Consider the following 12,140-nt stretch of genomic DNA (forward strand, 5'->3'; position numbering starts at 1 on the left):
CGCCGCGGCCCCGATCAGTCAAGGAAAAACGATGAGCTGGCTCGACAAACTGTTGCCGCCCAAGATCAAGCAAACCGATCCCAAAAGCCGCAAGGGAATCCCCGAAGGGCTGTGGGTGAAGTGTCCGGCGTGCGAGGCGGTGCTGTACCGCAACGACGTCGAGGCGAACCTGCACGTTTGCCCGAAGTGCAGCCACCATATGCGCATCGGCGCGCGCGAGCGGCTCGATCGCCTGCTCGATCCGGAAGGCCGCTATGAGATCGGCCAGGAAGTCGTGCCGGTCGACGCGCTGAAGTTCAAGGACAGCCGCAAATATCCGGATCGCCTGAAAGAGGCGATGGAAGACACCGACGAAACCGACGCGATGGTCGTCATGGGCGGCGCAATCCACACGCTGCCGTGCGTGGTCGCCTGTTTCGAGTTCTCGTTCATGGGCGGCTCGATGGGCTCGGTCGTCGGCGAACGCTTCGTGCGCGGCGCACGCAATGCGATCGAGCAGAACGTGCCGTTCATCTGCTTCACGGCTTCGGGCGGCGCGCGCATGCAGGAAAGCCTGCTCTCGCTCATGCAGATGGCGAAAACCACGGCGCTCCTCACCAAGCTCGCCGACGCGAAGCTGCCGTTCATTTCCGTGCTGACCGATCCGACGATGGGCGGCGTATCCGCGAGCTTCGCGTTCTTGGGCGATGTCGTGATCGCGGAACCCAAGGCGCTGATCGGCTTCGCGGGGCCGCGCGTGATCGAGCAGACGGTGCGCGAAAAGCTGCCGGAAGGTTTTCAGCGCGCGGAATTCCTGCTGCAGAAGGGCGCGGTCGACATGATCGTCGATCGCCGCAAGATGCGCGAGGAACTGGCTCAATTGATGGCATTGATGACGCGGCAGCCGGCCGATTCGGTCGCTTGAACCGTCTTTCGCCAGCGCAGCGCCGCGCGTGAACCGCGAGGTTCCGCGCGGCGCTTTTGCTTTACCGATCTCGAAAATGACCACATTTCCCACTCTCGACGCGTGGCTCGCCCATCTGGAAGCGGCGCATCCGGTCGGCATCGACATGGGCCTCGCGCGCATCGGACGCGTGAAGGAAGCGCTCGGCCTCACGTTCGACTGTCCCGTCATCACGGTCGGCGGCACGAACGGCAAAGGCTCGACGTGCGCGATCCTCGAAAGCATCATGCTGCGCGCGGGTTATCGGGTCGGCTGCCATACGTCGCCGCATCTGCTCGCGTTCAACGAGCGCGCGCGCATCGACGGCGCGGACGCCAGCGATGCCGACCTGCTCGAACACTTCGAGGCCGTCGAAAAGGCGCGTGCGAGCCTGTCCGATCCGGCAACGCTCACATATTTCGAATTCACGACGCTCGCGATCCTGCATCTGTTCGCGTCGCGCGGACTCGACGCCGTGATCCTGGAAGTCGGGCTCGGCGGGCGGCTCGATGCCGTCAATATCGTCGATACGGACTGCGCCGTGGTGACGAGCATCGACATCGATCACACGGATTATCTGGGCGACACGCGCGAGAAGATCGGTTTCGAGAAAGCGGGCATTTTCCGCGCGGGCAAGCCTGCCGTCTGCGGCGATCCTTCGCCGCCGCAAAGCCTGATCGATCACGCCGAAGCCGTCGGCGCGGATCTGTGGCTCGTCGGACGCGATTTCCGCTACGAAGCGCAGCCGGGTAACGAGCGGCAGCAGTGGAGCTACATCGGCCGGACTCAGCGGCGCGCGGCGCTCGCTTATCCGGCGCTGCGCGGCGCGAACCAGCTCATCAACACGTCGGCGGCACTGGCGGCGCTCGAGGCGCTGCGCGACCGGCTGCCGGTCTCCGCGCAGGACATCCGGCTCGGGCTTGCGAACGTGGAACTGCCGGGGCGCTTCCAGGTGTTGCCCGGCAAACCGCAGCTCATTCTCGATGTCGCGCATAACCCGCACGCGGCTGCGGTTCTCGCGCAAAACCTCGGCAACATGGGCTTTTTCCCCTACACCTACGCGGTTTTCGGCGCGATGGGCGACAAGGATATCGAAGGCATCGTGCAGCAACTGAAGGGCGAGATCGATCACTGGAACGTCACCGCGCTGCCGACGCCGCGCGCGGCCACGGCGCAACGGCTCGATGCGGCGCTTCGAGAAGCCGGCGTCAACGACGGACCCGACAGCAGCGTTGCACAGTTCGAGACGCCCGCCGACGCATTTCGAGACGCGTTAAGCCGTGCTTCCGAAAATGATAGAATAGTGGTCTTCGGTAGTTTCTATACGGTGGCTGGCGTCATGGCCTACCGGAAATCGCAGCATCACTGAGACGGTCGGCGCAACCGGACGTCCACGCTTCTCGCACCAAGCCATACATGGGACTTTTCTCGTTCGGCAAGAAAGACGACGCCCGCGTCGCGAACGACGCGTACTCCGATTCCTCGCGGGGCGCGCGTCATACCGTGCGCACGGAACGCCGCACGCGCAGAACGGAGCGCACCGACGCCGACGCGATGATGCTCGATCCCACGCTGCCCGAGAAGCAGCGCGCGCGGCGGCGGCTCGTCGGCGCGATCGCGCTGGTGCTCGCCGCGGTCATCGTTTTGCCGATGGTGCTGGATTCACGCCCGAAGCCCGTCACCGACGACATTTCCATCGACATCCCCAATCGCACCGCGCCCGCTGCCAAGGCGTCGCGCGAGGCGAACGACGCCGACACGCAAGCGGGCGTCGCGCATGAAAAGCCGGCTGCGGCGACAACGACGGCTTCCGAGCCGGCCAACGTCGCGGCGGGTGTGACTCAGCCGCAGGCGCAGAAAGAAGCGCCCGCAAAGCCCGACGCAAAGCCTGCAAGCCAGCCGGCAGCCGTCCCGAAGCAAGCGGCGAAACAAGCGGCGAAGCCGCAACCCGCCGAGCCCGCACCGGAAACGAATAGCAGCGCGAACACGACATCGAGCGCGAACACGCCGGCGTCCCCGGCGGGCAGCCGCTTCGTGCTGCAAATCGGCACGTTCGACGACGAAACCGCCGCGCAGAACTGGGTCGCCAAGTTGAAAGCGGCGGGCGTGCCCGCGTATCTCGAACATCGCCAGCAGTCCGACGGCTCGTCGCGCGCGCTGCTGCGCGCAGGGCCGTTCCCCGATCGCGCGTCGGCGTCCGCCGCGCTCGTGAAGGTGCGCCAGGCAGGGCTCGCTGGCGGCAAGCGGCCGGCGTCGAACTAAACGTCGATGTTCACGAGCTTCGACTACGCCGTCATGGCCGTCATCGGCTTGTCCGCATTGCGCGGCATGTGGCGCGGACTGCTCGCGGAGGCGTTCGGACTCGTTGGCTGGATCGCGGCCATTCTGATTGCGGGCCGCTTCGTGAGCGTCGTCGTGCCCTACATTCCGGCGACGTGGCCGGGCGGCGCGTTGACGCAATGGCTCGTCGCGTTTTTGCTGGTGGTCGGCGCGGTGCTGCTGCTGTCGAGCGTGCTGTCCGCGCTGCTCACGCGCATCACGGAAGTCACTGGCCTGCGCGGTGTCGACCGGTCGCTCGGCCTGCTTTTCGGCCTCGTCAGAGGCGCAATACTGGTGGTGATCCTGGTCGCCCTCGCTGGCCTGACCGAACTGCCGCAGAAGGATTTTTGGCGCAACGCTCTGCTGAGGCCGATGGCCGAACAGGGCGTGCGCGAATTGAGACCGCTGCTCCCCGATACGCTCGCCGCGTATGTGCACGTCGCACCCGAACCAGGCGACACGGCGCGAAACGCCGCACAATAGACGAACGGCAGGCTACACGAGGAACGCGCGACGGCACCGCGCGTCGCCGCATCGCATCGCTCCGATGCCTGCGGCGCGCGCAGCCGACACGCTTTTCGACCCCGTTTCGACTCTTTGAAGGACCATGCCATGTGCGGCATCGTAGGTGTAGTTTCCCAAAGCCCCGTCAACCAGCTCATCTATGACAGCCTGCTGCTGCTGCAGCATCGCGGTCAGGACGCAGCGGGCATCGCCACGGCGAACGGCAACAACTTCCACATGCACAAGGCGAACGGCATGGTGCGCGACGTCTTTCGCACGCGCAACATGCGCAGCTTGCCGGGCAACGTCGGTATCGGCCAGGTTCGCTATCCGACGGCCGGTTCCGCGTCGAGCGAGGAAGAAGCGCAGCCGTTCTACGTCAACGCGCCGTTCGGCATCATCCTCGCGCACAACGGCAATCTGACGAACTGGATGCAGTTGAAGGACGAGATGTTCCGCATCGATCGCCGGCACATCAACACCGCATCCGACACCGAAGTGCTGCTCAACGTGTTCGCGCACGAACTGCAGCTCGCGAGTTCGGGCCTTCAGCTCGACGCCGCCGCGCTGTGGAAGGCGGTCGCGGGCGTGCATCGCCGCGTGAAGGGTTCGTATGCGATCGTCTCGCTGATCGCCGGCTACGGTCTCATCGCGTTCCGCGATCCGTTCGGCATTCGCCCGCTCGTGCTCGGCAAGCTGGAAACGGCAACGGGCGTCGAATGGATGGTGGCGTCGGAATCCGTGGCGATCGAAGGCATCGGCTTCGAGTTCGTGCGCGATGTCGAACCGGGCGAAGCCATTTTCATCGACGCGGAAGGCAATCTGCACAACCATCAATGCGCGGAGAAGCCGGCGTTGAACCCGTGCATCTTCGAACTCGTGTATCTCGCGCGTCCGGATTCGTGTCTCGACGGCGTGCCGGTCTACAACGCGCGTCTGCGCATGGGCGACTACCTCGCCGAAAAGATCAAGCGCGTGCTGCCGGACGTGGATATCGACGTGGTCATGCCCATTCCCGATTCCTCGCGTCCCGCCGCGATGCAGGTCGCCGCGAAGCTGGGCGTCGAATATCGCGAAGGCTTCTTCAAGAACCGCTACGTGGGCCGCACGTTCATCATGCCGGGCCAGGCGGTGCGCAAGAAGTCCGTGCGCCAGAAGCTGAACGCAATGGGCATCGAGTTCAAGGGCAAGAACGTGCTGATCGTCGACGATTCCATCGTGCGCGGCACGACTTCGCATGAAATCGTGCAGATGGCGCGCGATGCTGGCGCGAACAAGGTGATCTTCGCGTCCGCCGCGCCGCCGGTGAAGTTCCCGAACGTGTACGGAATCGACATGCCGACGCGCGGCGAACTCGTCGCGCATGGCCGCAGCGATGAAGAAGTCGCGCGCATGATCGGCGCCGATTATCTCGTCTATCAGGACGTGGAAGACCTGAAGAGCGCGATTCGCGACATCAATCCGGCGTTGAAGGAATTCGAGGCATCGTGCTTCGACGGCAACTACATCACCGGCGACATCACGACCGACTACCTCGATCGCATCGAAACCGCGCGCCTCGCGCCGCAAGCGCAGTCCGACCGCGATATCGCGAGCGAAGCGCTCGAAGGCGGCCCCGTGCGTTCGCAATTGCACCTGCAGTTGTCGGTGGAATAAGAAGTTCGGCGTTCGTCATAGGGCCCGCTCGGTCGATAAGACGAGCGGGCTTTTTTGCGTCTATTGCCCGCGCGTCAGCCCGCTGTTGCGCCATTGCCCCGGCGCCATGCCGAAGCGCTTCGAGAACGCATGCGTGAACGCGCTTTGATCCGCGAAGCCGATATCGAGCGCGATGTCGGAGAGCGAAGCGCGCGGATCGGCGAGCAGCGTGAGCGCCGCATCGAGCCGCAAGCGATGCAGATAGCGATGCGGCGTCTCGCCGAACGCTTCGTTGAATAATTGATGAAAGCGCCGCATGCCGAAGCCGCAATGCGCGGCGAGATCGGCCACGCGCAGCGGCTCCGAAAGATGCGCGCGCAGCCATCGGTCGATGCGCGCGAAGTCGAGGCCGCGCAGGTCCGCGCCGGGCGACGCGCCGGCATCGGCCATCAGCGCGCCGCATAGATGCGTGGCCGCTTGCCACGCGAAGCGGGCGGGCAGGGCGGTATCGTCGGTATGCGCGTGCAATGCGACGCTTGCGACGAGTTGCGTGAGATGCGGATCGAGTTCGACGGTGCGTGCGCGATCGAAAAAGCGCGCCGGCACCGCGACCGACGAAGCGGGAAGATCGAGCACGAGTTGGCGGTTCACGCCTTCCGCCCAGTACTCGTGACGCGCGCCCGCGGGAATGATCCACGCGCGATGGCGGTCGATGTGCGACTCGCTGCCATCGACCGCCATGCCCATCGCGCCATCGAAGCCGAGCACGATCTGATGAAAGTCGTGCTCGTCCCACGCCTGCACCGCTTCATAGCGGCGCAGCGAAACGGTCGGGCGATGAAGCGGCGCGCTCATCGAGCAATGCTCAGACGTCGAGCAGTTCCACTTCGAACACGAGCGTGGCGTTCGGCGGAATGACGCCGCCCGCGCCGCGCGCGCCGTAGCCGAGTTGCGGCGGAATGGTCAGGCGCCGCACGCCGCCGACCTTCATGCCTTGCACGCCTTCGTCCCAGCCCTTGATGACCATGCCGCCGCCCAGCACGAAGGCGAACGGGTCGTTGCGGTCCTTGCTGGAATCGAACTTCTGGCCGTCGGTCAGCCAGCCGGTGTAATGCACGCTGACGGTCTTGCCCGCGACGGCTTCCGCGCCTTCCCCAACGGTGACGTCTTCATACTTGAGACCGGAATCGGTCGTGACTGTCGACATGGTTTGCTCCCTGGTTGCACGGCTCTACGCCGATGGTCGAAACCGACATTGTAGAGCGTAGCAACGATGGAAGCCGGACCCTGCGCGCTTACGAATGACGCCCGCGCGGATTCATTCTGCTGCCGATGCGCGGACGTTCGTGCGCGCTCATCGGCGACTGCACGCGCGCGCCGACGTTCAGGCTCACCTGCACGCCGAACTCCGTGCCGATATGCGACCGTTCCATCGCGAGGCCTGCGGTGCGATCGTGCGCATCGCGTCTTGCGAGCTTGAGCGCACGCACGCGCACGTAAGCCATCGCGACGAAAGTCCACGGCGCGAGGTAGGCGAACTCGGGCACGGAGACCATCATCATCGTCCAGGTGGCCGCGCAGCACTGGCGCAGCGCGATGCCGCGCGGGTCCCAGTCGAGCTTGAACGCGGGATACAGCATCAGCACGCTGATGCCGACCAGCCCGACCACGCCGGTATTCACGAGCAGCGTGGAGAAAAGGTCGGTCGAGCGGATGTAGCCGAAGCCGATGCCGAAGAGCTGATTGAACGGCGACGCATGCAGCCACAGGCGCAGGGATTCGAGGAAGAGCATGGCGCGGTCGGAGCCGGACTCGTTCTTTCCTTCGAGCTTGTCCAGCACCATCTGCTGGAAGAGATCGGCGATGTAGTCCTGCAAGATGAACGCGACGAGGCCCACGAGCAGAAGCCCGACCAGCGCCTTGATCGGGTTGATGCCGATCTTGCGCATGCGGATGAGCGCGAACACCGCATAGCCGATCAGCACGGTCGACGACGTACTCATGATCAGCGACACGCCGATGATCCACACAGGCCAGCGCAGGCGCGACGTGGCGTTGAAATAGACCCAGAAGGGGAAGATGGACATCGCGTACATCGACGGTTCGCCTGTCAGCGCCTTGAGACGCTGGATCGACATGCCGCCCACGCTCATGACCTGGAACGAGCTGCCGTTCACCGTGCCGTCCGAGCGCACGATGCCGCGGCCGAACTGATCGCCGAATGCGCGGTTCGAGATGAAGTCGCCGGGCGAGCCCGTCAGCACGTAGTACACGACCTCGTACATGCCGTAGATCGCGAAGAGCGTCACGGCGGCGAGAAGCCACTGGTCCCATCGCGGCTTGTAGTAGTAGTAGACGTAACCCGCATAGAGCACGACGGCTGCCACGTAGATGGACTGCGTGAACATGCTCTTGCGCATGATGAACGTGACGGGATCCTTGTCGTCGACAAGCTGTATCTTGCTGAAGTCGACATCGAAGGGCGCCAGGACGTCCGCAAGCTGCGTCGTGCAGAGCATGAGCAGCCAGACGAGAAGCGCCGCGCCCACGAAATGCATATAGCTCTTGCGCGAGCGGCCGCCGAACAGCAGCACGAGCGGCACCGACAGGAAGCACATCAGATAGCCGATCGTCGTGCCCTGAATGGAAGGGATCACGAGGAACGACGTAACCGGCATCGCGAAGGCCCAGATCCGGTAATACGAGTCGATCAGCGTTGCTTTATCTTTCATCGTAGAGAGTAGTGCTGCATCTGTGTTTGCTTCGCCGCCTCATGCCGACAGTCGAACGTTCACGATGAAACGCGGAACAAGTGGCGAGCAGCGACTCATACAAACAACGCCGCGTGACGGGCACGCGGCGCTTCGCTCATGCGTTCAGGCATTCAGGCTGTCATGCGTCGATGCGCGCATCAATTCACCGGCTTGAACGTGCTCGTGTAGGCCGCCGCATAACCGTAGCTGCGTCGGTTGCTGCGGCGCTTCGGAATGGCGTTGAACACCGAGCCGACGAGACGCCCGCCCGCGCGATGCACCTTCTTCACCGTCTCCTCGATCTCCTCCTCGCTCTGGATGCCCGAACGCAGCACGAGAACGGTCGAGCCGGCATCGCTCGCGACGATCGCGGCATCGGTCACGGCGAGGAACGGCGGCGTATCGATCATCACCAGATCGAACTGCTCGCTCATGCGTGCGAGCATGTCGCGGAAGCCCGGCATCATCAGCAGTTCGGAAGGATTGTCGGGATAGCTGCCGCACGACAGGAACGAAAGGCCCGGCACGCCGACATGGCGGATCGCATCGGCTACGCCCATCTCGCCCTTCAATACTTCCGACAGACCGCCCGGATTCGACTGCTTGAAGAACGCTGCGATGTGTCCGCGACGCAAGTCGCCATCGATCAGCAGCACGCGCAGGCCGATTTCCGCGAGCAGCACGGCGAGGTTCGCCGCGACGAAGCTCTTGCCCGCCGAGGGAATCGGGCCGGTCAGCATGACGATGTTGTTCGGCGCATTCACGAGATCGCGATACAGCTCGGTGCGCACCGCGCGCAGCGCTTCGACGGCCGGATCGTGCGGATAGCGCGTCGCGAGCAGGCGCGCGTCGTGATCCAGTTCGCCGATGTTCGGCATCGTGATGCCGTCGTGCACGGCCTGCTTGTAATGCGGCAATGCCTTGGGCGGCGCGTTCGTCGCGGACGCGGCGCCCGAGTAACCGAGCGCGTGATCGACCGGAGAGACGGCGATCTCGTGATCCAGCATCTGCTGCTGACGGCTGAACAGCACTTCGCCGAGCACCGGCACCGAGAGGCGACGTTCGACGAACATCGGATCGGTGACGCCGATCATCGCGTGGCGACGCAGGAAGATGAAGAACGTGCCGACGAAGAAGCCGAGCGCCGTGCCCGCGACGATCACGAGCGGCTTGTTCGGCTTCACCGGGCGATGCGGGCGCAGCGCGTCATCGACGATATGCGCGCCGCCGGTCGTGCTTGCGCGGCGCACCGAAAGCTCTTCGGCCTTGTTCATCATGCCGAGATAGACGGTTTCGGCCACGCGCGCATCGCGAGTGAGCTCGGCGCTTTGACGCTCGGAAGCGGGCATGCTGTCGAAGCGCGACTGAATCTGCTTGTTCGTCTGCTCGTATTGCGAGATCTGCTGATCGAGATTGCGCACTTGCGGGCTGTCGGGCGTGAAGCGCTGCAATGCCTGCGTGCGCTGCAGTTGCAGCATCGCGAGTTGCTGCATCGACGTGATGCTGCCTTGCAGATACGCCTGCGCTTCGTTGATCGGCTGAACCGACTGCGACTTCGAACGGAACGCGCTCAAGCGGCCTTCGGCCTGCTTGAGATCGCTTTCGAGGCGCGGCAATTCCGAACGGATGAATTCGAGCGTCTTCGTGTCGTTGGCCTGACGGCTCGCGACTGCGGCGGCGAGATAAGCCTGACCGAGCGCGTTGGCGACCGCGGCCGTTTCATCGGGATCGTCGCCGTTATACGAGATTTCCACGATGCCCGTGTCCTTCGTGGACTCGGCCACCTTGATCGACTTGAGCAGCAGGTCGATTGCATCGAGCGTGTTGTAGCGCGTCACGGCGAAGTGAACACCCGGACGGCCGACGACGCCATCGACGAGCATGGTCACGCCATGCGCCGACGCGGGCTGGCCGATCTTGCCGCGCACGACCACGTTGCCATCGGGGTCCTGAAGCTCGTACTGGTTATTGTCGAGCAGCGTGAAGTCGAGCTTCGCGTCTTCGAGTGAGGGCGGCACGTCGAGCCGGCTGATGTGAAGATCCTCGCCGCCCCACGCATACGAGTTCATGCCGAACCACGCGGGCGCGAGATGGCCGCGCTTCGCGAACATGTCCGCGATCCAGCCGATCACCGGCATCGTGTGCGGCTTGACGCGGATGTCGAAGTGGAACTGGTTGACAACCGGTTCCAGCACCGAGCGGCTCTTCATGACCGAGATTTCCGCGGGCGCGAGCTGCATGGCCGACAGTTGCGGCTCCTGCGTCTGCATCTGACTTTGCGGCGCGATGCCGAGCGCGTTCGGGTCCGGCGGATCCACGCGGATGACGACATCCGACGAATAGATGGGCTCCGCGAGGAACGCGTAAGCGGTAGCGAGTGCGGCTGCCGCGCCGATGAACATCAGCAGGATGCCGATGTGATCGCGCAGCAGCTTGATCATGTCGCTTGCCGTGAATTCATTGTCGTCCTTGCCAGGACGCGAAGATCCGGAGTTGACGTATAGCGTGTTCAAAGGCGGTATCCTCTGTTCGAATGTAAGCGTGGTGTTCCGGGCCGTGAAACAACGAAGAGCCCGCGCGGTCGGCCGCGGTACGTCTGTCGTAATTTTGATCCGGCGTTTGCCGGCAAGGCTCAAGGCTTGGGGCGTTGGCTCGTCGAGTTGCGCCCGAGCTAGCGAAGCGCGAATCGCGAAAACGCGAGGCGCTTTATCGATCCGCAGATGAGAGGAGGCGTTGCCTCACGCTGGCAGTGTGCGAATCGATACCTATGCTCAAAAGTTTTAGCGTCGGACCTATCTTCGGGTCCCGAACTGAATACGTCTGTTAAGTAGCGAACGAACTACTTCGCGCCAGAGCGGGCATGCCGGTTGCGCATGCGGCGATCGAAGTGATAGTTACTGATTCCGCTCATGGATCATGCGTCGCACGCACCTTTTTGCCTCTTGATTCAGGGCATCGGGTTCGCCTTGATGAAATCGCGCACGACGTCGAAGCGCGCCTTGTGCGTGCGGCCGTCGTCATGAATCACGCCGTAATTGCCGTCGCCTCCGAAGCGCTGATCGTCGTACAGCTCGTACAACGTGACGTTTTGAATGTCGTAGGTCTTGGCCATCGACACGAAGCCCCCAAGTGCATCCTTGCTGACGAGATAGCCGCCAGGGTCCGCATGATTCGGGCGCACGCCGTATTCCGTGATCCAGATGGGCTTGCCATAGCTGTCGCGCAGACGCTTCAGCACGTCGACCTTCTGACCGCCCGCCGCCGTAATCGATCCCATGTTCGAGTACCAATGCCATGCGGTGATGTCCCACTTCGGGATAGGGTGGCCCTTGCTGCCGTCCGGCTGCGTGCCTGCGGCGAGCATGTCCGTGAAGCCGTAATGCAGCCAGCTGAACGACGTGAGCAGGATCTTCGCGTCGGGGTTCGCGCCGCGGATGCCCTTGATGAGTCCGAGAATCGACCCGCGCGCTTTCATGAACATCGCGTTGTCGTAATCCGATGGATGTTCGCCGCTGCGGTCCGAGCCGAGAATCGTCCAGTTGTCGTACTCATTGCCGACCTGATAGTACGTCACGAGTCCCTTGAGCACGGTGCCCGCCGTCTTGCCGAGCGCGTAGCCGCGTTCATACGTTTCCTCTTCGTTCGCGCGCTTTTGCGGCTCGAAAGGCGTCACGAGCGCGAGTACGCCGATGCATTGCTTCGCGGCCTGTCGCGCGAAATCGGCGACCATGTGCGCGCTTTCCTCGTTCGAAACATCTTGCGCGTAGATCGTGACGCCGAGATCGCGGAGCTGTGAAATCTGCAAGTCGTAGTCGCTCGACCGATACGCTCCGCGATGTTCGATGTGTCCTGCCACGCCGTAGAAGACCCCTGGCGAGCGGCTGCCGCATTGCATCTTCGGGTTGTTCGAATGCTCAGAACCGGCGGTTCGCGCATCAACCAGACTGGAGCCGCAAAGCAGCATGCCGACAAACGATGCCACCAACCATAACCTTCGCTTCAATGTT

At 63.6% G+C, this 12,140-nt stretch carries 10 protein-coding genes; 5 read left to right on the plus strand and 5 right to left on the minus strand.

All coding sequences use genetic code 11. The features are described from left to right. Positions 1-31 precede the first annotated feature (31 nt). From accD to purF, 5 genes are all read left to right on the plus strand, one after another. Positions 32-904: an acetyl-CoA carboxylase, carboxyltransferase subunit beta gene (accD, locus tag LDZ27_RS15080; protein ID WP_244816800.1), complete on the plus strand. Its 873-nt coding sequence runs from the start codon at positions 32-34 to the stop codon at positions 902-904. Positions 905-980: 76 nt separating this feature from the next. Beyond that, a complete protein-coding gene (gene folC / locus LDZ27_RS15085) occupies positions 981-2,291 on the plus strand; it encodes a bifunctional tetrahydrofolate synthase/dihydrofolate synthase (protein ID WP_244816801.1) in 1,311 nt (436 codons plus the stop codon). 47 nt (positions 2,292-2,338) lie between these two features. After that, entirely contained in the window at positions 2,339-3,184 is an 846-nt protein-coding gene (locus tag LDZ27_RS15090; protein ID WP_244816802.1) for an SPOR domain-containing protein, read from the plus strand. 6 nt (positions 3,185-3,190) lie between these two features. After that, entirely contained in the window at positions 3,191-3,724 is a 534-nt protein-coding gene (locus LDZ27_RS15095) for a CvpA family protein (RefSeq protein WP_244816803.1), read from the plus strand. Positions 3,725-3,853: 129 nt separating this feature from the next. Next, entirely contained in the window at positions 3,854-5,401 is a 1,548-nt protein-coding gene (gene purF, locus LDZ27_RS15100; RefSeq protein WP_244816804.1) for an amidophosphoribosyltransferase, read from the plus strand. A gap of 60 nt (positions 5,402-5,461) precedes the next feature. Here the strand turns inward: purF and LDZ27_RS15105 are convergent, their stop codons facing one another. The 5 genes from LDZ27_RS15105 to LDZ27_RS15125 all read right to left on the minus strand — a co-directional run bounded on the left by LDZ27_RS15105 (position 5,462) and on the right by LDZ27_RS15125 (position 12,115). Further along, on the minus strand, positions 5,462-6,235 hold the full coding sequence (locus tag LDZ27_RS15105) for an AraC family transcriptional regulator (protein WP_244816805.1): 774 nt from the start codon (positions 6,233-6,235) through the stop codon (positions 5,462-5,464). 10 nt (positions 6,236-6,245) lie between these two features. Continuing rightward, a complete protein-coding gene (locus tag LDZ27_RS15110) occupies positions 6,246-6,587 on the minus strand; it encodes an FKBP-type peptidyl-prolyl cis-trans isomerase (RefSeq protein ID WP_040049973.1) in 342 nt (113 codons plus the stop codon). Positions 6,588-6,675: 88 nt separating this feature from the next. Further along, on the minus strand, positions 6,676-8,112 hold the full coding sequence (locus LDZ27_RS15115) for a hypothetical protein (RefSeq protein WP_244816806.1): 1,437 nt from the start codon (positions 8,110-8,112) through the stop codon (positions 6,676-6,678). Between the two features lie 179 nt (positions 8,113-8,291). Continuing rightward, the gene (locus tag LDZ27_RS15120) at positions 8,292-10,574 is read right to left on the minus strand and encodes a polysaccharide biosynthesis tyrosine autokinase (RefSeq protein WP_244816807.1); all 2,283 of its coding nucleotides are present in this window, start codon (positions 10,572-10,574) and stop codon (positions 8,292-8,294) included. 506 nt (positions 10,575-11,080) lie between these two features. Further along, entirely contained in the window at positions 11,081-12,115 is a 1,035-nt protein-coding gene (locus tag LDZ27_RS15125) for a glycosyl hydrolase (protein ID WP_244816808.1), read from the minus strand. Positions 12,116-12,140: the final 25 nt, after the last annotated feature.

Source organism: Caballeronia sp. Lep1P3, from assembly GCF_022879595.1.
Classification (GTDB): Bacteria; Pseudomonadota; Gammaproteobacteria; order Burkholderiales; family Burkholderiaceae; genus Caballeronia.